At 59.9% G+C, this 20697-nt stretch carries 22 protein-coding genes and 4 tRNA genes; 23 read left to right on the top strand and 3 right to left on the bottom strand.

Annotated elements, in window-relative coordinates:
• Positions 1-2 precede the first annotated feature (2 nt).
• Entirely contained in the window at positions 3-437 is a 435-nt protein-coding gene (locus IWX85_RS14485) for a YeeE/YedE family protein (protein WP_036808493.1), read from the bottom strand.
• Positions 434-760, bottom strand: a complete 327-nt coding sequence (locus IWX85_RS14480; protein ID WP_196870200.1) for a helix-turn-helix transcriptional regulator — start codon at positions 758-760, stop codon at positions 434-436. The genes IWX85_RS14485 and IWX85_RS14480 overlap by 4 nt, the downstream gene beginning before the upstream one ends.
• A 77-nt stretch (positions 761-837) precedes the next feature.
• On the opposite strand from IWX85_RS14480, the gene IWX85_RS14475 reads away from it, so the two are divergent.
• Complete coding sequence (locus tag IWX85_RS14475; protein ID WP_036808498.1) at positions 838-1716, top strand: MBL fold metallo-hydrolase; 879 nt, start codon at positions 838-840, stop codon at positions 1714-1716.
• A 50-nt stretch (positions 1717-1766) separates the two neighbouring features.
• A complete protein-coding gene (locus IWX85_RS14470) occupies positions 1767-2489 on the top strand; it encodes an HAD family hydrolase (protein ID WP_196870199.1) in 723 nt (240 codons plus the stop codon).
• Positions 2490-2518: 29 nt separating this feature from the next.
• Here the strand turns inward: IWX85_RS14470 and IWX85_RS14465 are convergent, their stop codons facing one another.
• The gene (locus IWX85_RS14465; protein ID WP_196870198.1) at positions 2519-3106 is read right to left on the bottom strand and encodes a chalcone isomerase family protein; all 588 of its coding nucleotides are present in this window, start codon (positions 3104-3106) and stop codon (positions 2519-2521) included.
• Between the two features lie 436 nt (positions 3107-3542).
• On the opposite strand from IWX85_RS14465, the gene trpE reads away from it, so the two are divergent.
• The 21 genes from trpE (at position 3543) to rpoB (ending at position 20635) form a co-directional block, all read left to right on the top strand.
• The gene (gene trpE, locus IWX85_RS14460) at positions 3543-5042 is read left to right on the top strand and encodes an anthranilate synthase component I (protein WP_196870197.1); all 1500 of its coding nucleotides are present in this window, start codon (positions 3543-3545) and stop codon (positions 5040-5042) included.
• A gap of 5 nt (positions 5043-5047) precedes the next feature.
• Complete coding sequence (locus IWX85_RS14455; RefSeq protein ID WP_196870196.1) at positions 5048-5371, top strand: chorismate mutase; 324 nt, start codon at positions 5048-5050, stop codon at positions 5369-5371.
• Positions 5368-5952, top strand: coding sequence for an aminodeoxychorismate/anthranilate synthase component II (locus IWX85_RS14450; RefSeq protein WP_196870195.1), 585 nt, complete (start codon positions 5368-5370; stop codon positions 5950-5952). The genes IWX85_RS14455 and IWX85_RS14450 overlap by 4 nt, the downstream gene beginning before the upstream one ends.
• 57 nt (positions 5953-6009) lie before the next feature.
• Positions 6010-7059, top strand: coding sequence for a low-specificity L-threonine aldolase (ltaE, locus tag IWX85_RS14445; protein ID WP_196870194.1), 1050 nt, complete (start codon positions 6010-6012; stop codon positions 7057-7059).
• Positions 7060-7074: 15 nt separating this feature from the next.
• Positions 7075-7740 carry a LysE family translocator gene (locus tag IWX85_RS14440; RefSeq protein ID WP_196870193.1) on the top strand — a complete coding sequence of 222 codons (666 nt, stop codon included), beginning with the start codon at positions 7075-7077 and terminating at the stop codon, positions 7738-7740.
• 38 nt (positions 7741-7778) lie between these two features.
• The gene (gene trpD, locus IWX85_RS14435; protein WP_196870192.1) at positions 7779-8822 is read left to right on the top strand and encodes an anthranilate phosphoribosyltransferase; all 1044 of its coding nucleotides are present in this window, start codon (positions 7779-7781) and stop codon (positions 8820-8822) included.
• Entirely contained in the window at positions 8815-9009 is a 195-nt protein-coding gene (locus IWX85_RS14430) for a hypothetical protein (protein WP_081932564.1), read from the top strand. The genes trpD and IWX85_RS14430 overlap by 8 nt, the downstream gene beginning before the upstream one ends.
• A complete protein-coding gene (trpC, locus tag IWX85_RS14425) occupies positions 9002-9793 on the top strand; it encodes an indole-3-glycerol phosphate synthase TrpC (protein WP_196870191.1) in 792 nt (263 codons plus the stop codon). The genes IWX85_RS14430 and trpC overlap by 8 nt, the downstream gene beginning before the upstream one ends.
• Before the next feature lie 15 nt (positions 9794-9808).
• Positions 9809-10546, top strand: coding sequence for a uracil-DNA glycosylase (locus IWX85_RS14420; RefSeq protein ID WP_196870190.1), 738 nt, complete (start codon positions 9809-9811; stop codon positions 10544-10546).
• Positions 10547-10654: 108 nt separating this feature from the next.
• Positions 10655-10740 (top strand) — tRNA-Tyr (locus tag IWX85_RS14415).
• 100 nt (positions 10741-10840) lie between these two features.
• A tRNA-Gly gene (locus IWX85_RS14410) sits at positions 10841-10914 on the top strand.
• A 72-nt stretch (positions 10915-10986) separates the two neighbouring features.
• Positions 10987-11061: transfer RNA gene (locus IWX85_RS14405), tRNA-Thr, on the top strand.
• A gap of 81 nt (positions 11062-11142) precedes the next feature.
• Positions 11143-12333, top strand: coding sequence for an elongation factor Tu (tuf, locus tag IWX85_RS14400; RefSeq protein WP_036807038.1), 1191 nt, complete (start codon positions 11143-11145; stop codon positions 12331-12333).
• Positions 12334-12410: 77 nt separating this feature from the next.
• Positions 12411-12486, top strand: a tRNA-Trp gene (locus IWX85_RS14395).
• 132 nt (positions 12487-12618) lie between these two features.
• Positions 12619-13002: a preprotein translocase subunit SecE gene (gene secE / locus IWX85_RS14390; protein WP_196870189.1), complete on the top strand. Its 384-nt coding sequence runs from the start codon at positions 12619-12621 to the stop codon at positions 13000-13002.
• The gene (nusG, locus tag IWX85_RS14385; protein ID WP_036808542.1) at positions 13002-13601 is read left to right on the top strand and encodes a transcription termination/antitermination protein NusG; all 600 of its coding nucleotides are present in this window, start codon (positions 13002-13004) and stop codon (positions 13599-13601) included. The genes secE and nusG overlap by 1 nt, the downstream gene beginning before the upstream one ends.
• 176 nt (positions 13602-13777) lie before the next feature.
• Positions 13778-14212: a 50S ribosomal protein L11 gene (rplK, locus tag IWX85_RS14380; RefSeq protein ID WP_036813114.1), complete on the top strand. Its 435-nt coding sequence runs from the start codon at positions 13778-13780 to the stop codon at positions 14210-14212.
• The gene (rplA, locus tag IWX85_RS14375; RefSeq protein WP_036808544.1) at positions 14209-14904 is read left to right on the top strand and encodes a 50S ribosomal protein L1; all 696 of its coding nucleotides are present in this window, start codon (positions 14209-14211) and stop codon (positions 14902-14904) included. Before rplK ends, rplA begins: the two co-directional genes overlap by 4 nt.
• Positions 14905-15170: 266 nt before the next feature.
• The gene (gene rplJ, locus IWX85_RS14370; RefSeq protein WP_036808547.1) at positions 15171-15722 is read left to right on the top strand and encodes a 50S ribosomal protein L10; all 552 of its coding nucleotides are present in this window, start codon (positions 15171-15173) and stop codon (positions 15720-15722) included.
• Positions 15723-15808: 86 nt separating this feature from the next.
• The gene (rplL, locus tag IWX85_RS14365; protein ID WP_011803004.1) at positions 15809-16186 is read left to right on the top strand and encodes a 50S ribosomal protein L7/L12; all 378 of its coding nucleotides are present in this window, start codon (positions 15809-15811) and stop codon (positions 16184-16186) included.
• Between the two features lie 324 nt (positions 16187-16510).
• Complete coding sequence (gene rpoB / locus IWX85_RS14360; protein WP_036808549.1) at positions 16511-20635, top strand: DNA-directed RNA polymerase subunit beta; 4125 nt, start codon at positions 16511-16513, stop codon at positions 20633-20635.
• Positions 20636-20697 lie beyond the last annotated feature (62 nt).

The following is a 20697-nucleotide window of genomic DNA, read 5'->3' as shown; positions in this document are numbered from 1 at the left end:
CCTTAAAAGTTCAAGAGATGACGGATCACGAACACGCTGGCAAAGCCGGCGGCCATGAAGCAGGCGGTGGCCACCCCCGAGCGTGGCGACAGGCGCGCCACGCCGCAGACACCGTGCCCGCTGGTGCAACCCGAGCCGTAGCGCGTTCCCACGCCGACCAGCAGGCCGGCGGCGATGAGGGCGGCGTAATCGGCATCAATTTGCGGCACGGGCAGCCCGGCGAACAGGCCATAGACCAGCGGCGCGCCGACCAGGCCCAGGATGAATGCCGCGCGCCAGGCGATGTCGCCCCTGGCCGGCTTGAGCAGTCCGCCCAGCACCCCGCTGATGCCGGCAATGCGCCCGTTGAGCAGCAGGAACAGGGCAGCAGCCAGCCCGATCAATGCGCCGCCAGCCAGCGCCGGCCAGGGCGTGAAATGACTCCAGTCGATGTTCATGAGGTTTCCTTCGGGCAGTAAAGGCGGTGCAGCACCGCCACGATCTCCAGCATGGCCGAGTCGGCCACGCTGTAGTAAATGTTCTTGCCCTGGCGCCGGGTGTTCACCACGCCTTCGGCGCGCAGCACGCCGAGTTGCTGCGACAGCGTCGGCTGGCGGATGCCCAACTGCGCTTCCAGTTCGCTGACGCACAGCTCGCCTTGCGAGAGCTGGCACAGCAGCAGCAGCCGGTCTTCATTGGCCAGCAGTTTCAGGGCGGCAACCGCCTGGGCCGCGCCCTGGCGCAGGGTGTCGGTATCAATCACGGGGTGGGAAAGTAGCATCCGGGTGCCTGCAAGGTTTGAGTTGACTTTAATATATCAGTATATATAATATTAGTCAATACATTGAAAAGGTTCACATGCACGCCCAAGCCGACACCCATGCTTTTTTCGATCCCGCCACCTGGACCGTGACTTATGTGGTCTGGGACAAGGCCAGCCGCCACGCGGCGGTGATTGACCCGGTGCTTGACTACGATTTCAAGTCCGGCCACACCCACACGGAATCGGCCGAACGCGTGCTGGCGTTCCTGCGGGACCAGCGCCTGCAGGTGGACTGGATTCTTGAAACCCATGCCCATGCCGACCACCTGTCGGGGGCGCATTACCTGCAAGAGCGCATCGGCGGGCGCATTGCCATCGGCGAGCACATCCGCGAGGTGCAGGCCACTTTCAGCAAGATTTTTAATCTTGAACGCAGTTTCATGCCCGACGGCAAGCAGTTTGACCATCTGTTCAAGGACGGCGAGACTTTCATGATCGGCGAAGTCCAGGCCACGGCCCTTCTGGTGCCGGGCCACACGCCGGCCGACATGGCGTACCGGGTCGGGGGCGCGGTGTTTGTCGGCGACACGCTGTTCATGCCCGACGTGGGCACGGCCCGCGCCGATTTCCCGGGGGGTGATGCCCATCAGCTCTACCGCTCGATCCAGCGCATCCTGCAACTGCCGCCGCAAACCGTGGTCTACGTCTGCCACGACTACCCGCCGGCATCGCGCGAACCCGCATGGCAAACCACGGTGGCCGAGCAGCGCGCCCGCAACATCCATGTGCGCGATGGCATCGGAGAAGACGAGTTCGTCACCATGCGCACCGCCCGTGATGCCACGCTGGACATGCCGACGCTGATCCTGCCGGCGATCCAGGTGAATGTGCGCGCCGGGGAGATGCCGCCGGCTGACGACAACGGCATCAGCTACCTGAGGATTCCGCTCAATACCCTGCCGGTACATCGCTGATTCGGCCTGCGGGCACAATCCAGCCCTTCCTTGCTCACCCGAATTACCTGATGACAACTCCTGTTTGCCTGCACTCCGGCCGCTACGACGCGGCCATCGTTGATCTGGACGGCACTTTGGTCGACACCCTGGGCGACTTCGCGGTGGCGCTCAGGCTGATGCTGGCTGACGTGCTGCCCCCCGACTGCGCCGGCGTGCCGCTGGATTCGGCCGAGGTGGGCCGCATGGTTGGGAAAGGTTCCGAGCATCTTGTGAAATCAGTGCTGAATCATGTGTTTGCGCAATATGGACGGGCGGATGCAGCTATAGATTCGGTAGCGCTGTATGACCGCGCCCAGGCCAGCTACCAGCGGCACTATGCGGCCATCAACGGCCAGCATTCAACGCTTTATCCGGGGGTGCTTGACGGCCTGGACACGCTGCGCAACAGCGGTCTGCCCCTCGTATGCCTGACCAACAAGCCGCTGGCCTTTGCCCGCACCCTGCTCAGGCGCAAAAAACTGGACGGGTTTTTTTGCGAAGTCTTTGGCGGCGACTCGTTCGAGCGCAAGAAGCCCGATCCGCTGCCGCTCTTCAAGGCCTGCGAGTTCCTGGGAACGCTGCCGGCACGCACGCTGATGATTGGCGACTCCAGCAATGACGCCCGGGCGGCGCGCGCTGCGGGCTGTCCGGTGCTGCTGGTGACCTACGGCTACAACCATGGCGAGCCGGTGCGCGCGGTGGACGCCGACGGCTTTGTCGATTCTCTGGCCGAACTGTCCGGACGGCACTGAGCTTTCAGCGCTGCCGGAACCGAAGGGTTTCAGGCCGCCTTGCCCAGCAGTTCTTCCTTGAGTTTCCATTCGGCCGGCCTGGTGCCCAGCCAGATGCGCAGCATGGCGTTGTAGAACTCGACTTCCTTGATCGGCTCGCCCTGCGGCTTGCCCTTGACCGAAATCACCGTGCCGGTGCCAGGAATCCAGTCGATGGTGAAGCTTTCACCGGCAAGCATTTTTTTCTGGTCTGAAAACACCTGGCTCATCTTGAGCAGGCCCGGAATCAGCTTGGACATTTCGTTTTTCGGTGCGTTTTCCTCGAAGGCCTTGGTAAAGCTCTTGCCGAGTTCATTCGAATCGATCTCGCGCAGCATGGTGATGCTGATGCGCCTGGCGCCCGGGGCAGCAAAGACCTCCTCCGGGGTGGTGGCCTTATTTTCAAGGTACAGCGCCGCGACATAGACCTTGAACACCGCCTTGTAGCGGATTCCGGCGCCATTGAGCAGCAGCCTGGAGCCCGCCAGCTCCACCGGATCTGCGAGCTTGATGCCTGATACCTCCACCGGGGCCGCCAAAAGGCCTGACGACATCAGCAGGGCGGCCAGGCCTGCCAGGCATCGATTTGTCAAAGTCATGAAGAGTCTCCAGGGAATTTATGATCGAACGGTTGTTCGTTTGCGAGGCCATTGTCCGGCCCGTGCCGCCCTGCCGACAAGAAGGGTTTGCCATGAGGGTTGCAGGTCTCGCAACGTGGCGTTGTGACTTTTTTAACGCGTGGCCGAAATTTGCGGCTGTTTGCTACACTTTGGCCAACATGTCCATTCAACACATCGTTCAAACAGCTTTGACAAGCCGGGGAGCCTGGCTTTGGCGCCCCTGTCGTTCCTGGAACGCCTGAGGCGCGCATCGCTTGTCGCCCTGAGCCTGCATTGCCGCTGGCACCGCTGCCACCTCCTGAATTGATGCGCTCGTGCCTTGCGCAAGCGCATTTCGCCCCCGGGCTTCGGGGCATTTTGAATCACGGAATACCGCGTTTTTGACACGCAGCGCTTTTCCGGAAAAGGACACACAGTGATGACCGAACTTGAATTCAAGAGCCTTGCGGCGCAAGGCTACAACCGCATTCCGCTGATGCTCGAAGCCTTTGCCGACCTGGAAACCCCGCTGTCGCTCTACCTCAAGCTGGCCCATGCGAAGGACGGCGGCAAGTACAGTTTCCTGCTCGAATCGGTGGTGGGCGGCGAACGTTTCGGCCGCTACAGCTTCATCGGACTGCCGGCCAGAACGCTGCTGCGTTCGTCGGGCTTTGGCACTGAGGCGCTGACCGAGGTCGTGACCGATGGCCAGGTGGTTGAAACCTCCCGCGTCAATCCGCTGGACTTCATCAGCGACTACCAGCAGCGTTTCAAGGTCGCGCTGCGGCCCGGATTGCCGCGCTTTTGCGGCGGACTGGCGGGTTACTTTGGCTATGACGCGGTGCGTTACATCGAGAAAAAGCTCGAAAATTCCTGCCCGCCCGACACGCTGGGCTGCCCCGACATCCTGCTGCTGCAGTGCGAGGAACTGGCGGTCATCGACAACCTGTCAGGCAAGCTCTACCTGATCGTCTATGCCGACCCGGCGCGTCCCGAGGCCTATGCCAATGCCAAGAAACGCCTGCGCGAACTCAAGGAACAGCTGAAGTATTCGGTCAGCGCGCCCGTCGTCAAGCCAAGTCAAGGCTACCCGGCCGAGCGCGAATTCGCCAAGGCCGACTACATTGCCGCCGTGGAACGCGCCAAGAAGCTGATCGAGGGCGGCGACTTCATGCAGGTGCAGGTCGGCCAGCGCATCAGGAAGCGCTACACCGAGTCGCCGCTGTCGCTGTACCGCGCACTGCGTTCGCTCAACCCGTCGCCCTACATGTACTACTACCACTTTGGCGACTTCCATGTGGTCGGCGCATCGCCCGAGATCCTGGTGCGCCAGGAGCAGGTCGAGCAGGGGCAAAAAATTACCATCCGCCCGCTGGCCGGCACCCGGCCGCGCGCCCCGTCGCTGGAAGCCGACAAGGCCGCCGAGCACGAACTGATCAACGACCCGAAGGAGCGCGCCGAACACGTCATGCTGATCGACCTGGCGCGCAACGACATCGGCCGCATCGCCCAGACCGGCACGGTGAAGGTGACCGAAGCCTTTGCCGTCGAGCGTTACAGCCATGTGATGCACATCGTCAGCAACGTCGAGGGCATTCTCAACGACGGCATGACCAGCATGGACGTGCTCCGGGCGACTTTCCCGGCCGGCACGCTGACCGGCGCACCGAAAGTGCATGCGATGGAATTGATCGACCAGCTGGAGCCGACCAAGCGCGGCCTGTACGGCGGCGCCTGCGGCTACCTCAGCTATGCCGGCGACATGGATGTGGCGATTGCAATCCGCACCGGCATCATCAAGGACGGCACGCTGTATGTGCAGGCGGCAGCGGGTGTCGTGGCCGACTCGGTGCCCGAGCTCGAATGGAAAGAAACCGAAGCCAAGGCGCGGGCGCTGCTGCGCGCCAGCGAGCTGGTCGAAGAAGGACTGGAGTGATTGCCATGACGCTGATTCACCAGGTGGAACATTGCGAAAGCATGGCCGACGTGCGCCGCAACATCGACGCACTGGACGAGCGGATCGTCGCGTTGATGGCCGAGCGCAGTGGCTACATGACGCAAGCCGCGCGCATCAAGCAAAACGCCGATCAGGTGCATGACCAGGCGCGCATCGACTTCATCGTCGACCGGGTAACGGCCATGGCCCGGGCGCAAGGCGCGCCCGAAGCCGTCATTGAAGCGGCCTACCGCGCCATGATTGACGCCTCCATTGAATTTGAGCATGGCGAATTCAAGCGCCTGCGCCAGGAAGGAAGCCCGCCATGAAACTTTTGATGATCGACAACTACGACAGCTTCACCTACAACATCGTCCAGTATTTTGGCGAGCTGGGCGCCGAGGTGGAGGTGTTTCGCAACGACGAAATCACGGTGGCCGACATTGCCGCCAAACTCGACGCCGGGCAGCTCGACCGCCTGGTGATCTCGCCCGGCCCGTGCTCGCCGGCCGAGGCGGGGATTTCGGTCGCGGCGATTCAATACTTTGCCGGCAAGCTGCCGATTTTGGGCGTCTGCCTGGGCCATCAGGCGATAGGCGCGGCCTTTGGCGGCAAGATCATCCGCGCGCAAGAGTTGATGCACGGCAAGACCAGTGTCATCACCACCACGCAGCAAGGCGTGTTTGCCGGCCTGCCGGAACAGTTCACCGTGAACCGCTACCACTCGCTGGCGATTGAAAAATCGTCGTGTCCCGAGGTGCTGGAAGTCACGGCCTGGACCGACGACGGCGAAATCATGGGCGTGCGGCACAAGACGCTGCCGATCCAGGGCGTGCAGTTTCACCCAGAATCCATCCTGACCGAGCATGGCCATGCGATGCTGAAAAACTTCCTGGAGCAGCGGGCGTGATGCTTGCTACTGAATCAATAGCTGCTTGCGACCGTCCACCATGCGCCAAAGGCCAAAATGACTGAAAAAATGATTGATCTGCGCAGCGACACCGTCACGCAACCGACGCCGGCCATGCGCGACGCCATGCTGGCCGCTCCGCTGGGCGACGATGTGTTTGGCGGCGATCCGAGCGTCAACGCCCTGCAGGAAAAAATCGCCGCCATGCTGGGCTTCGAGGCGGCGTTGTTCGTGCCCACCGGCACGCAAAGCAACCTGTGCGCCATCCTGGCCCACTGCCAGCGCGGCGACGAGTACATCGTCGGCCAGCAGGCGCATTGCTACCGCTGGGAAGGCGGCGGCGCGGCGGTGTTCGGCAGCGTGCAGCCGCAGCCGCTGAACCACCAGCCCGATGGCACGCTGGCTCTTGGCGATATCGACGCGGCCATCAAGCCCGACGACGCGCATTTCGCCCGCACGCGGCTGCTGGCGCTGGAAAACACGCTGGGCGGCAAGCTGATGCCGATGGACTATCTGCGCCAAACCACGCAACTGGTCAAAGACCGGGGTTTGATGCGTCATCTGGACGGCGCGCGGCTGTTCAATGCCGCCGTGGCGCAGGCGCTGCAAACCGGCAGTGATGCCTTCACCGAAGCGCGGCGCATCGCCCAGTGTTTTGACAGCGTGTCGGTGTGCTTCAGCAAGGGGCTGGGTGCGCCGGTCGGCTCGGCATTGTGCGGCTCGCGTGAGTTCATTGCGCGCGCGCACCGCATCCGCAAAATGGCCGGCGGCGGCATGCGCCAGGCCGGCATGCTGGCGGCGGCCGCCTCGCATGCGCTGGACCACCATGTCGTGCGGCTGGCGCAAGACCATGCGCTGGCGCAGCGGCTGGCCGACGGGCTGGCAGGCATCGCCGGCCTGCAGGTCGAAGCGCCGCAAACCAACATCGTGTTCGTTGACCTGAGCGGCGCGGCGCGCGACCAGTCGGCCGCCTTGCTGCAGCATCTGGCGGCGCACGGCGTTCAGGCCACCGGGCTGTACCGCCTGCGGTTTGTCACCCACCTGGATGTCGATGCCGCTGGCGTCGATGGCGCAGTGGCCGCGATCCGCCAGTTTTTCAACGCCTGAACCCGGCGCCAGTCCATGGGCATTGACCACCTTGCGCTGTTCGTCGTCGCCGGCCTGGTGCTTAACCTGACGCCCGGCCCTGACGTGCTCTACATCGTGACGAATGCGCTGCGTTCGGGCGTCCGTGCCGGTGTCGTCGCGGCCCTGGGCATCACGGCGGGCTGCTTTGTGCATATCTTTGCCGCGGCGATTGGCGTGAGCGCGCTGATGGCGGCGTCCGTCACCGCCTTCACGCTGCTCAAATGGGCGGGCGCGGCCTATCTGGTGTGGGTCGGCCTGCGCATGCTGCTGGCACGCGCGCCCATGCCAGACGTATCAATTGCTATTAATTCAATAGCTGGTCACGCTTGCCAGAAAAGCGCAAAAGCCCTAAAACGTGTATTTTTCCAGGGTTTCTGGACGAATGCGCTCAATCCCAAGGTGGCACTGTTTTTCCTGGCCTTCGTGCCGCAGTTCATCGCGCCCGGTGTGGAACACAAGGCGCTGGCGTTCCTGCTGCTTGGCCTGCTGTTCAACTTCAATGCCCTGTGGGTCAACATCGGCTGGGCTGCAGTGGCTGCCTGGATGGCCGGGCGCATGGCGTCGGTCCAGCGCGCCCTGCACGGGCTGGAGCGGGCCGCCGGCCTGATGTTCATCGGGTTCGGCCTGAAGCTGGCCTTTTCCGATCATCCGACGACCTGATCTTTCACATCAACAAAAAAGCCGAACAGGAACACCCCATGCCCCACAGCCACAAGATCACGGCCAGCGAAGCGCTGCAACGCACCATCGAGCACCGCGAGATTTTTCATGACGAAATGCTGCACATCATGCGGCTCATCATGAGCGGCGAAATGTCGCCCCTGATGACGGCGGCGCTGATCACCGGTCTGCGCGTCAAGAAGGAAACTATCGGCGAAATCACCGCCGCCGCGCAGGTGATGCGCGAGTTCTCGACCAAGGTGCATGTCGCCGACAAGACGCACCTGGTCGATATCGTCGGCACCGGCGGCGACGGCTCGCACACCTTCAACATCTCGACCTGCGCCATGTTTGTAGCGGCGGCGGCCGGCGCCCGGGTCAGCAAGCACGGCGGGCGCAGCGTCAGCAGCAGCTCGGGCAGTGCCGATGTGGTCGAATCGCTGGGCATTTCGCTCAGCCTGGCGCCCGAGGCGATTGCCCGCTGCATCGCCGAAGCGGGCGTCGGCTTCATGTTTGCGCCGAACCACCACCCGGCCATGAAGAACGTCGCGCCAGTACGCAAGGAACTCGGCATCCGCACGATCTTCAACATCCTCGGCCCGCTGACCAATCCGGCCGGCGCGCCGAACATCCTGATGGGTGTGTTCCACCCCGACCTGGTCGGCATCCAGGTCCGCGCGCTGCAGCGCCTGGGCGCCGAGCATGCGCTGGTGGTCTATGGCAAGGACGGCATGGACGAGGTCAGCCTGGGCGCGGCCACCGTGGTCGGCGAACTCAAGGACGGCGAAATCACCGAATACGAAATCCATCCGGAAGACTTCGGCCTGCCGATGGCCGGCAATCGCGCCCTGCGGGTGGAAACGCCCGAGCAGTCCAAAGCCATGCTGTTGGGCGTGCTCGACAACCAGCCGGGCGCGCCGCGCGACATCGTGATCCTGAATGCGGGCGCCGCGCTGTATGCCGCCAATGTCGTCAATTCGATGAAGGAGGGTGTGCATAAAGCGCAAACCGCTATCGAATCAGGAGCTGCCAAGGCTAAACTGGCGCAACTGGTCGCCTTCAGCCAGTCGGTCGGTGCTTAAGGCGATATGGCGCGATCCCGGTGTCTGGATTGCGCCGGGCGTGTCGCTGGTGTTTATCGTCGCCGGATTCTTCATGCACAGCGGCTTTCTGAAAATTCTCAAAAACGGCTCATCCGAGCCGTCCGTTTCATCCGCCGGGCAGGCCCAGCCGCTGCCCGCAAACCCACCACTGGAATCCCATGAGTGACATTCTGAACAAGATCATTGCCGTCAAGCGCCAGGAAGTCGCCGACGCCCTCAACCGCAAGCCACTGGCGGCAATGCGCCAGGACGCCGAGTCGCGTGTCCAGACCCGGGACTTCGTCGGCGCCCTGCGCGCCAGGATCGCCACAGGCAAACCCGCCGTGATTGCCGAAATCAAGAAGGCCAGCCCGTCCAAGGGCGTGCTGCGCAGCGATTTCATTCCCGCCGACATTGCGCAAAGCTATGCCGAGGCCGGCGCGGCCTGCCTGTCGGTGCTGACCGACCAGCAATTTTTTCAGGGCAGCACCGACTACCTAAAGCAGACCAGGGCTTCGTGCAGCCTGCCGGTGTTGCGCAAGGACTTCATCATCGACGCCTACCAGGTCTATGAATCGCGTGTCATGGGTGCCGACTGCATCCTGCTGATCGCCGCCTGCCTGGATGACGCGCAGATGAAGGCCTTTGAGGCGCTGGCGATGTCGCTCGACATGGCGGTGCTGGTTGAGGTGCATGACGAGGCGGAACTGGCGCGCGCGCTCATGCTCAAAACGCCGCTGATCGGCATCAACAACCGCAACCTGAACACCTTCGATGTGTCGCTGGATACCACGCTGTCGCTGATGGGCAAGGTGCCCGCTGAGCGCCTGCTGGTGACCGAGTCGGGCATCATGACGCCAGAAGACGTCAAGCGCCTGCGCGATGTCAACATCAACGTCTTCCTGGTGGGTGAAGCCTTCATGCGCGCCGACGAACCGGGCGAAGCACTGGTCGAACTGTTTGGTGAGTAAACAAAGGAGCGTGTGATGGCGCAGGAGGAATTTCCCCCAAGGCCTGACGTTGCAAATCCAGGCCAGTTGATGGGCGCAGATCCGTCGAACTGGCCGGTTGCAGCAGACTGGGCACCGATCGTGGACGCATTTTTTGCCAGTGCCGCAGGTCAATCCCTGCTGGCGTTCCTGCGCGCGCGCCTGGATGCCGGTGCGGTGATCTTTCCGCCCCGTCCTTTGCGTGCGCTCGAACTGACACCCGCCCAGGAGGTGAGAGTGGTCATTCTGGGGCAGGACCCGTATCACGGGCGCGGTCAGGGCGAAGGGCTGGCGTTTTCAGTGGCGCCTGGCGTGGCCCTGCCACCCTCGCTGCGCAACATCTTCAAGGAATTGCAGCGCGACCTGGGCACGCCGCCGCCGAAGTTTCCAGTGCCAGGCGGCAGTCTGGTCAACTGGGCCACGCACGGCGTGCTGCTTCTCAACACCTGCCTGACGGTGGAGGAGGGCAAGCCCGCCAGCCATGCGGGCAAGGGCTGGGAAATGCTGACCGACAGCGTGATCCGTCAGGTATCGGCAGGCGATCATGCGGTGCTGTTCATGCTCTGGGGCGCGCATGCGCAGTCCAAGCGCGTTCTGATCGACGAGGATCGCCACCGGGTACTTGTGGCCAATCATCCCTCGCCACTGTCCGCGATGCGCCCGCCATTGCCCTTCATCGGCTGCGGACATTTCTCGCAGGCACGCGAGTGGCGCCTCCCGCATCCAAAGGCTTGATTGCCAGTTGGTGAATGCGTTTGACAGCATTTGAAAGATTAAAGTTGGCTTATCAACGAGATATTTATCTTCTTGAAAAAAAGTGGCATAATCCGTGATTCTCTTGAAGGATGGGTGTCCGAGTGGTTAAAGGAGGCAGACTGTAAATCTGTTCGCTAACGCGTACGCTGGTTCGAATCCAGCCCCATCCACCAAATTTGGTGGACTTTGACGAGTTTTTTATTGCGCCGTCGCGGTTTTTACGGGTTTTGGTTTGCAAGGCAAATTGAGTGTGAGTTGATCTGGCAAGGCTGCGCGGGAGTAGTTCAATGGTAGAACCCTAGCCTTCCAAGCTAATGACGCGGGTCCGATTCCCGTCTCCCGCTCCAGAATGCCGAAGGCGTTTTGTGGTTTTGCAGATTGATGTCGCGTTCGTTTGTTGAAAGAGATTTTTGATTTCAGCCCATTTGGCTCAGTGGCAGAGCACTCCCTTGGTAAGGGAGAGGTCCCGGGTCCGATTCCCGGAATGGGCACCAATTTTAGTTGGTTGCGTTACATTTTTTGGCGCAGCAGGCAATGGTTTTGTTGGGTAGTTTTGTAACTTTTCGGAGTTGGAAATGGGAAAAGAGAAATTTTCGCGGACCAAGCCGCACGTCAACGTTGGCACGATCGGCCACGTTGACCATGGCAAGACCACGCTGACGGCGGCGATTGCCACTGTGCTGGCGGCCAAGTTTGGCGGCGAAGCCAAGGCCTACGATCAAATTGACGCGGCGCCGGAAGAAAAAGCACGCGGCATCACCATCAACACCGCCCACGTCGAGTACGAAACGGCTGCGCGCCATTACGCCCACGTTGACTGCCCAGGCCACGCTGACTATGTGAAAAACATGATCACCGGTGCAGCCCAGATGGACGGTGCGATTTTGGTGTGCTCGGCTGCTGACGGCCCGATGCCCCAGACGCGCGAGCACATCCTGCTGGCTCGCCAGGTCGGCGTACCTTACATCATCGTGTTCCTGAACAAGTGCGACATGGTGGACGACGCCGAGCTGCTTGAGCTCGTCGAGATGGAAGTGCGCGAGCTCCTCGACAAGTACGATTTTCCGGGAGACGACACCCCGATCATCCACGGTTCTGCCAAGCTCGCCCTCGAAGGCGACAAGGGCCCGCTGGGCGAAGAAGCCATCATGAAGCTGGCCGACGCCCTGGACAACTACATTCCATTGCCGGAGCGCGCGATTGACGGCGCTTTCCTGATGCCTGTGGAAGACGTGTTCTCGATCTCCGGCCGCGGCACCGTCGTGACCGGCCGTATCGAGCGCGGCATTGTCAAGGTTGGCGAAGAAATCGAGATCGTCGGCATTGCCGACACGCAAAAGACGATTTGCACCGGCGTGGAAATGTTCCGCAAGCTGCTCGACCAAGGCCAGGCTGGCGACAACGTCGGCATCTTGCTGCGCGGCACCAAGCGTGAAGACGTGCAGCGTGGTCAAGTGCTGTGCAAGCCCGGCACGATCAAGCCGCACACGCACTTCACCGGCGAGATCTATGTCCTGTCCAAGGACGAGGGCGGGCGCCACACGCCTTTCTTCAACAACTACCGTCCCCAGTTCTACTTCCGCACGACGGACGTGACGGGCGCGATCGAGTTGCCAGAAGGCAAGGAAATGGTCATGCCTGGCGACAACGTGTCGATCACCGTCAAGCTGATCAATCCGATTGCAATGGAAGAAGGCCTGCGCTTCGCCATTCGTGAAGGCGGCCGTACCGTAGGCGCTGGCGTTGTGGCCAAGATCCTCGCGTAATTAATTTGTTTGCGGGACGCGTATAAAAAATTTAAAGCATTTTTTCTTCGTCCTTGGCTGTTTTAGAGGTTTGATGCAGGGGTATAGCTCAATTGGCAGAGCGTCGGTCTCCAAAACCGAAGGTTGATGGTTCGATTCCTTCTGCCCCTGCCACTCGATTGTTGAGATGGTCAACGTCGAAGGTGGTGTGAAAGATAACAAGCAAGCCCGCCAGGAGTTGAACGCTTCAGGTGGGCTTAAGCGTCTGCAAGGGCGCATGAAGATTGAACAGGAAATTCGGCAACCATGGCCTCTACTCAAGTTGAAACGGTCAGTACCAATGCGGACAAAGCCAAGCTGGGCTTGGCTGTGGTGCTAGTGCTGGCCTCCCTTTTTGGTTTTTATTTGCTGGCCAAGCAGGGCCAGGTTGCGCAGTGGGGTATTTTGCTTGCAGGCCTGGTTGCGGCCGTCATTGTTTTTGTATGGTCGGAACTTGGCAGGCAGTTTTTGGCTTTTGGTCGTGACTCGGTCCGTGAAGTTAAAAAAGTCGTCTGGCCTGAGCGCAGGGAGGCCGTCCAGATGACGGCTTACGTGTTCGGTTTTGTGGTGGTGATGGCATTGTTTTTGTGGTTGACGGACAAGACGCTTGAATGGGTGTTCTACGACCTGATCCTGGGATGGAAAAGATAATGAGTGATCTGAACGATACGACTTCCAGAGATGTTGTGGTTGCCGATGCATCTCATGCATTGGCTCCTGGTATGCAATGGTATGTTGTCCATGCATATTCCGGTATGGAAAAAGCGGCTGAGCGTAACATCGTCGAGCGAATCAACCGCGCCGGCATGCAATCAAAGTTTGGGCGTTTCCTGGTGCCTACCGAAGAAGTGGTGGAGATCAAGAACGGCCAAAAAAAGACGACCGAGCGCCGTTTCTTTCCGGGCTATGTGTTGGTTGAAATGGTCATGGATGACGAAACCTGGCATTTGGTGAAGCACACCAACAAGGTTACGGGCTTTGTCGGCGGCGCAAAAAACCGCCCTGCGCCTATTTCTGAAGAAGAAGTGCAAAAGATCGTCAACCAGATGCAGGTCGGTACCGACAAACCGCGCCACAAAGTCGAGTTTGAGACGGGTGAATACGTTCGTGTCAAAGACGGCCCATTTACTGATTTCAACGGGACTGTAGAAGAAGTCAACTACGAAAAGAACAAGGTCCGCGTGTCGGTCACAATTTTTGGACGTGCGACGCCGGTTGAGCTTGAGTTCAGCCAGATCGAAAAGACCTGACTTCGGTTTTCTTTCGGAAAAAAGCCTGGGAAATATTCCAGACTGATCAGATAAAATTTGCGTCTTGCAACTCGGCGCAGAGGATTCCAAGGAATTCACTTTGAGTTGTGCAACCCCCGGGAAGCCTGCAGCTGTGGTTACAGTTTTCAGGTGTTATGACCCGCAAGGAGAAAAGTATGGCGAAAAAAATCGTCGGCTTCGTCAAGCTGCAAGTACCAGCTGGCAAGGCCAATCCATCCCCACCGATCGGACCCGCTTTGGGTCAACGTGGTTTGAATATCATGGAGTTCTGCAAGGCATTCAATGCCCAGACCCAGGGCATTGAGCCGGGCACACCACTGCCCGTGGTGATCACCGCTTACGCGGACAAGAGTTTTACCTTCATCATCAAGACACCTCCCGCTGTCTCTATGATCAAGAAAGCTATCAAACTCGACAAGGGTTCGGCCACGCCGCATACCGCAAAAGTTGGCAAGATCACCCGCGCCCAGCTGGAAGAAATCGCCAAAGCCAAGATGAAAGATTTGACTGCCGCCGATCTCGACGCTGCAGTCCGTACTATTGCCGGTTCTGCCCGTTCCATGGGTGTGACGGTGGAGGGTGTTGTATGAGCAAGCTGACCAAACGTCAAAAAAATATCGGCGACAAAGTTGACAGCAACAAGCTGTACGCACTGTCCGACGCACTGGGACTTGTCAAAGAGTTCGCCGTCGCCAAGTTCGATGAGTCCATCGACGTGGCCGTGCAACTCGGTATCGATGCGAAGAAATCCGACCAGGTTGTTCGTGGCGCTGTTGTGATGCCTAACGGCACCGGCAAGACCAAGCGCGTTGCCGTGTTTGCCCAGGGCGCCAAGGCTGACGAAGCCAAGGCTGCGGGTGCCGACATCGTCGGTATGGATGATCTGGCTGCGGACATCAAGGCCGGTAAGATGGACTTCGACGTGGTGATTGCTTCCCCCGATGCCATGCGTATTGTTGGTACGCTGGGCCAGATCCTTGGTCCACGGGGCCTGATGCCCAACCCCAAGGTTGGCACCGTGACGCCTGACGTTGCGACGGCTGTCCGCAACGCAAAAGCTGGCCAAGTCCAGTTCCGCGTTGACAAGGCCGGTATCGTGCACGGCACGATTGGTCGTCGCTCGTTCGACACCGAAAAGCTGCAAGGTAACCTGGCGGCCTTGATCGATGCGCTGATCAAGGCCAAGCCTGCTACCAGCAAGGGTGTGTACTTGAAGAAAGTCGCCGTTTCGTCAACGATGGGCGTGGGCGTTCGCGTCGACACGCAAACCATCGCGGGTTAGGGGGAGAAATTTGAATGGCGCGCAGGCGTCGTTCAGAGTGGTGGGCTGCCGGGGTTTCTCTCGGGCAGGTCATCCAGGACCGTTGGTGTGCACAGCCTGAATTAATCAGGTCGGGTACTTAATCGAAAGACAGCCAACGCAGATGGCGGTCCCGCTGCTTGAATGGTTTTGAAAGAAATCTGAAAACAGTTGGTCGCTGAACATGAGCGTGCTGAAGGGTGGCTGCGCAAGCTCAAACCCGACAACACATTTTTAAGGAGTAGACCTTGAGTCTCAATCGCAGTGAGAAACAAGCCGTCATTGATGAAGTGACAGGCCTCGCCGCTAAAGCTCAAACGCTCGTGATGGCGGAATACCGCGGCATCACGGTCGCTGACATGACCAAGCTGCGTAGCCAAGCCCGCGAAAAAGGCGTGACCCTGAGTGTTCTGAAGAACACCCTGGCTCGCCGTGCCGTGGCAGGAAGCAGCTTTGAAGTCTTGTCCGACCAGATGACCGGTCCGCTGATCTACGGCTTTTCCATTGATGCCGTTGCTGCTGCAAAAGTAGTGGCTGACTTCGCAAAAACCAACGACAAGTTGGTGATTCGCGCAGGTGCATTCGCTGGGAAAACCCTGGACATCGAGGGCGTCAAGCAACTGGCGAGTATCCCTTCCAAGGAAGTGTTGCTGGCCCAGTTGTGTGGCTTGCTGATGTCGCCTATTTCGCGTACCGCTGCTGTGCTTGCAGCGCTGTCCGCGCAACGTGGCGCTGGCGCAGAAGAAGTGGCCGAGGCTGCAGAGCCCGCCGCAGAAGCTACAGAAGCCGCAGCGGTGTAACGTACAGACCTTTGCGGGACAGGTTGCAGCGCTCAGGCGCCAAGCCTTGTCCCCAACTGTTAAAGAAATTTTTTTAGGAATTCAAAATGGCATTCGATAAAGACGCATTTTTGACCGTGCTGGACAGCATGACGGTCCTGGAACTCAATGACCTGGTGAAAGCCATCGAAGAGAAGTTTGGCGTGAGCGCAGCCTCCATGGCTGCTCCTGCAGCTGGCGGTGGTGGCGCAGGTGCTGCTGTTGCTGAAGAGAAGACCGAATTCAACGTCGTTCTCCTCGAAGCCGGCGCGCAAAAAGTGCAGGTCATCAAGGCCGTACGTGAACTGACCGGTCTGGGTTTGAAAGAAGCCAAGGACTTGGTGGACGGCGCTCCGAAGAACGTCAAGGAAGGCGCCAACAAAGCCGACGCAGAAGCCGCCAAGAAGAAGCTGGAAGACGCCGGCGCGAAAGTCGAACTCAAGTAATTCTTGCGGTTCGCAAAGGCTGGAAGACCTCCACGGGCTTCCAGCCTTTCCCCGTTTATGGATCAGCCAGGTACACCGGGCTCAGCCATTTTTGACTCCCTTAAAAGACAAGTGTCTTTTAATCCGGATAAAAAAATACTGGAAAAGGGACTTAAAGTCTTTTTCCCAGTGTTTTCTGAATCCCCGACTGCAGAAACGCCTTGGTTCGGGTGCTGTGCAATGCATCACCGTCCGCCATGGTTGGTAGTGGCCAACCACCAAGTTACCTGAATACGTGGTGTATTCAGGTTCGAGAGTCCCAGAGCCCATCATTACGGAGAACTCATGGCCCTAACTTCTAGTTACAGCTTCACCGAACGCAAACGCATCCGTAAAAGCTTCGGCAACCGCGAGAGCGTGTTGACGGTTCCCTACTTGCTGCAAATGCAGAAAGATGCGTACATCGCATTCCTGCAAGCTGACCGTGCGCCGCAAAAACGCATGCTTGAAGGCCTTCAGGCCGCTTTTCAAAACGCTTTCCCCATTGTCTCGCACAACGGTTTTGTCGAGATGAAATTCATCGAGTACAACCTGGCCAAACCGGCTTTCGATGTACGCGAATGCCAGACCCGCGGACTGACGTTTGCCTCGGCCGTGCGCGCCAAGGTGCAATTGATCATTTATGACCGCGAGTCATCGACTTCGCAGTCCAAGGTCGTCAAGGAAGTCAAGGAGCAGGAAGTCTACATGGGCGAAGTGCCGCTCATGACCGACAAAGGTTCTTTTGTCATCAACGGTACCGAGCGCGTCATCGTGTCGCAGCTGCACCGTTCACCCGGCGTGTTTTTCGAACACGACAAGGGAAAAACCCACAGTTCGGGCAAACTGCTGTTCTCGGCTCGCATCATTCCTTACCGTGGCTCTTGGCTTGACTTTGAATTCGATCCGAAAGACATCCTCTACTTCCGTGTTGACCGTCGCCGCAAGATGCCTGTCACGATCCTGCTCAAGGCCATCGGCCTGAACCACGAATCGATCTTGGCAAACTTCTTTGTCTTCGACAATTTCCGCCTGATGGACAGTGGTGCCCAGATGGAGTTCGTGGCCGAGCGCATGCGCGGAGAAGTCGCCCGCTTTGACCTGACTGACAAGGCCGGCAAGGTCGTGGTGGCGAAGGACAAGCGCATCACGGTTCGCCATACCCGCGAACTGGAGCAAAGCGGCACCACCAGCATCAGCGTGCCGGAAGACTTCCTGATCGGCCGTGTCGTCGCCAAGAACATCATTGACACGGATACCGGTGAGATCATTGCCAAGGCCAATGATGAAATGACTGAAGCGTTGCTGAAAAAGCTGCGCGTCGCCGGCATCCATGATGTTCAGGTGCTGTACACCAACGAACTCGACCAGGGTGCGTACATTTCGCAAACTCTGCGCGCCGACGAGACGGCCGACGAGTTTGCCGCGCGTGTGGCCATCTACCGCATGATGCGCCCTGGCGAGCCGCCGACAGAAGATGCAGTGCAAGCCCTGTTCCAGCGCCTGTTCTACAACCCGGACACCTACGATCTGTCGCGCGTGGGGCGCATGAAGTTCAATGCCCGCGTGGGCCGGGACGAATCGACTGGCCCGATGGTGATGACTAACGAGGACATCCTCGCCGTCGTCAAGATTCTGGTGGACCTGCGCAACGGCAACGGCGAAGTCGATGACATTGACCACCTCGGCAACCGCCGGGTGCGCTGCGTCGGCGAACTCGCCGAGAACCAGTACCGCACCGGTCTGGCACGTATAGAAAAAGCTGTGAAGGAACGTCTGGGCCAGGCCGAGCAAGAGCCGTTGATGCCGCATGACCTGATCAACAGCAAACCGATTTCGGCCGCCTTGAAGGAATTCTTCGGTGCGTCGCAGCTGTCACAGTTCATGGACCAGACCAATCCGCTGGCCGAAATCACCCACAAGCGCCGTGTTTCGGCCCTTGGCCCGGGTGGTTTGACCCGCGAACGTGCCGGTTTTGAAGTGCGTGACGTGCACGTGACCCATTACGGCCGCGTCTGCCCGATTGAAACACCTGAAGGTCCGAACATTGGCCTCATCAACTCGCTGGCCTTGTACGCCCGCCTGAACGAATACGGCTTCATTGAAACGCCCTACCGCCGGGTGGCTGACAGCAAGGTGACGATGGACATCGACTACCTGTCGGCCATCGAAGAAGGCAAGTACGTGATCGCCCAGGCCAATGCCGCGCTGGACAAGGAGGGCCGCTTAACTGGCGACCTGGTATCCGCTCGTGAAAAGGGCGAGTCCATCCTGGTCAGCGCCGAGCGGGTGCAGTACATGGACGTGTCGCCGGCGCAGATCGTGTCGGTCGCGGCTTCGCTGGTTCCGTTCCTGGAGCATGACGATGCAAACCGTGCGCTGATGGGCGCCAACATGTCGCGTCAGGCCGTGCCCGTGCTGCGTCCGGAAAAGCCGTTGGTCGGCACCGGTATCGAGCGCGTGGCGGCAGTCGATTCGGGGACGGTCGTCACCGCCACCCGTGGCGGTATCGTGGACTATGTCGATGCGACCCGCATCGTGGTGCGTGTCAATGACGCAGAAGCCCTCGCCGGTGAAATCGGCGTGGACATCTACAACCTGATCAAGTACCAGCGTTCCAACCAGAATACCAACATCCACCAGCGCCCCATCGTCAAGATGGGCGACCAACTGGCCAAGGGTGACGTGGTGGCTGACGGCGCCTCGACCGACCTGGGCGAAATCGCCATTGGTCAGAACATGCTGATCGGCTTCATGCCGTGGAATGGCTACAACTTCGAGGATTCGATCCTGATTTCCGAGCGCGTGGTGGCCGAAGACCGCTACACCTCGATCCACATCGAAGAACTCGTCGTGATGGCGCGTGACACCAAGCTGGGTTCCGAGGAAATCACCCGCGACATTCCCAACCTGTCCGAGCAGCAGCTCAACCGTCTGGACGAATCCGGCATTATTTACGTCGGTGCCGAAGTCCAGCCGGGCGACACGCTCGTTGGCAAGGTCACGCCCAAGGGCGAGACCACGCTGACGCCGGAAGAAAAACTGCTGCGCGCCATCTTCGGCGAAAAAGCCAGTGATGTGAAAGACACCTCGCTGCGCGTCAGCCAGGGTTCGTCGGGCACCGTGATCGATGTGCAGGTCTTCACGCGTGAAGGCATCACCCGCGACAAGCGGGCCCAGCAGATCATCGACGACGAGCTCAAGCGCTACCGCCTGGACTTGAATGACCAGTTGCGTATCGTGGAAGCCGATGCATTTGACCGTATCGAAAAGTTGCTGACCGGCAAGATTGCCAATGGCGGCCCGAAAAAGCTGGCCAAGGGTACCAAGCTCGACAAGGCCTACCTGACCGACGTCGAGAAGTACCACTGGTTTGACATCCGTCCGGCGGATGATGAAGTCGCGACGCAGCTGGAAAGCATCAAGAACTCGATGGAGCAGACGCGCCATAGTTTCGACTTGTCTTTCGAGGAAAAGCGCAAGAAGCTGACGCAGGGCGACGAGTTGCCTTCGGGCGTGCTCAAGATGGTCAAGGTCTACCTGGCTGTCAAGCGTCGCTTGCAGCCCGGCGACAAGATGGCCGGCCGCCACGGCAACAAGGGTGTGGTGTCGAAAATCGTTCCGGTCGAAGACATGCCGCACATGGCCGACGGCACGCCGTGCGACATCGTGCTGAACCCGCTGGGCGTGCCTTCCCGCATGAACGTTGGCCAGGTGCTTGAAGTGCATCTGGGCTGGGCCGCCAAGGGCCTGGGCCAGCGAATTGGCGACATGCTGCAGGCCGAGTCAAAGGTGGCCGAGTTGCGCCAGTTCATGGACACGCTGTACAACAAGTCGGGCCGCAAGGAAGACCTGGCTTCGCTCTCGGACGAGCAGGTCGTCGAGATGGCCCAGAACCTGACCACTGGCGTGCCTTTTGCCACGCCGGTGTTTGACGGCGCCTCGGAAGAGGACATCATGACTATGCTGCAACTGGCCTATCCTGACGCGATTGCCAAGGCCAAGGGCCTGACGCCGACGCGTACCCAGGCGCAGCTGTATGACGGCCGCACCGGCGATGCGTTCGAGCGCACGACGACGGTCGGCTACATGCACTTCCTGAAGCTTCACCACCTGGTGGACGACAAGATGCACGCCCGCTCGACCGGTCCTTACAGCCTCGTCACGCAGCAGCCGCTGGGCGGCAAGGCCCAGTTCGGTGGCCAGCGTTTCGGCGAGATGGAAGTGTGGGCGCTGGAAGCCTACGGCGCGGCTTACGTGCTGCAGGAAATGCTCACGGTCAAGTCTGATGACGTGGTCGGCCGTACCAAGGTGTACGAAAGCATCGTCAAGGGCGAGCATGCGATCACCGCCGGCATGCCGGAGTCGTTCAACGTGCTGGTGAAGGAAATTCGCTCGCTCGGTATCGACATGGAACTCGAACGCAGCTAGTCCAGTGGCCTTGCGGGACAGGGCAGGATTGCGACGCAATCTGCCCTGTCCTCAACTGATTA

Origin of the sequence: Polaromonas sp. CG_9.11, from assembly GCF_015752225.1 — a bacterium.
Taxonomy (GTDB): Bacteria; Pseudomonadota; Gammaproteobacteria; order Burkholderiales; family Burkholderiaceae_C; genus Polaromonas.
Note: the sequence above shows the minus strand (reverse complement) of the source record. Positions and strands in the feature narration are given on the sequence as shown.

What these genes read in the sequence shown, in the direction of transcription:
- rplK (WP_036813114.1), top strand. Translation starts at nt 13,778, where the DNA reads ATGGCGAAAAAAATCGTCGGCTTCGTCAAGCTGCAAGTACCAGCTGGC.
- IWX85_RS14485 (WP_036808493.1), bottom strand. Translation starts at nt 437, where the DNA reads ATGAACATCGACTGGAGTCATTTCACGCCCTGGCCGGCGCTGGCTGGC.
- IWX85_RS14470 (WP_196870199.1), top strand. Translation starts at nt 1,767, where the DNA reads ATGACAACTCCTGTTTGCCTGCACTCCGGCCGCTACGACGCGGCCATC.
- IWX85_RS14480 (WP_196870200.1), bottom strand. Translation starts at nt 760, where the DNA reads ATGCTACTTTCCCACCCCGTGATTGATACCGACACCCTGCGCCAGGGC.
- trpC (WP_196870191.1), top strand. Translation starts at nt 9,002, where the DNA reads ATGAGTGACATTCTGAACAAGATCATTGCCGTCAAGCGCCAGGAAGTC.
- nusG (WP_036808542.1), top strand. Translation starts at nt 13,002, where the DNA reads ATGAGTGATCTGAACGATACGACTTCCAGAGATGTTGTGGTTGCCGAT.
- rplA (WP_036808544.1), top strand. Translation starts at nt 14,209, where the DNA reads ATGAGCAAGCTGACCAAACGTCAAAAAAATATCGGCGACAAAGTTGAC.
- IWX85_RS14440 (WP_196870193.1), top strand. Translation starts at nt 7,075, where the DNA reads ATGGGCATTGACCACCTTGCGCTGTTCGTCGTCGCCGGCCTGGTGCTT.
- IWX85_RS14450 (WP_196870195.1), top strand. Translation starts at nt 5,368, where the DNA reads ATGAAACTTTTGATGATCGACAACTACGACAGCTTCACCTACAACATC.
- trpD (WP_196870192.1), top strand. Translation starts at nt 7,779, where the DNA reads ATGCCCCACAGCCACAAGATCACGGCCAGCGAAGCGCTGCAACGCACC.
- rpoB (WP_036808549.1), top strand. Translation starts at nt 16,511, where the DNA reads ATGGCCCTAACTTCTAGTTACAGCTTCACCGAACGCAAACGCATCCGT.
- IWX85_RS14420 (WP_196870190.1), top strand. Translation starts at nt 9,809, where the DNA reads ATGGCGCAGGAGGAATTTCCCCCAAGGCCTGACGTTGCAAATCCAGGC.
- IWX85_RS14475 (WP_036808498.1), top strand. Translation starts at nt 838, where the DNA reads ATGCACGCCCAAGCCGACACCCATGCTTTTTTCGATCCCGCCACCTGG.
- rplL (WP_011803004.1), top strand. Translation starts at nt 15,809, where the DNA reads ATGGCATTCGATAAAGACGCATTTTTGACCGTGCTGGACAGCATGACG.
- tuf (WP_036807038.1), top strand. Translation starts at nt 11,143, where the DNA reads ATGGGAAAAGAGAAATTTTCGCGGACCAAGCCGCACGTCAACGTTGGC.
- IWX85_RS14465 (WP_196870198.1), bottom strand. Translation starts at nt 3,106, where the DNA reads ATGACTTTGACAAATCGATGCCTGGCAGGCCTGGCCGCCCTGCTGATG.
- secE (WP_196870189.1), top strand. Translation starts at nt 12,619, where the DNA reads ATGGCCTCTACTCAAGTTGAAACGGTCAGTACCAATGCGGACAAAGCC.
- ltaE (WP_196870194.1), top strand. Translation starts at nt 6,010, where the DNA reads ATGACTGAAAAAATGATTGATCTGCGCAGCGACACCGTCACGCAACCG.
- IWX85_RS14455 (WP_196870196.1), top strand. Translation starts at nt 5,048, where the DNA reads ATGACGCTGATTCACCAGGTGGAACATTGCGAAAGCATGGCCGACGTG.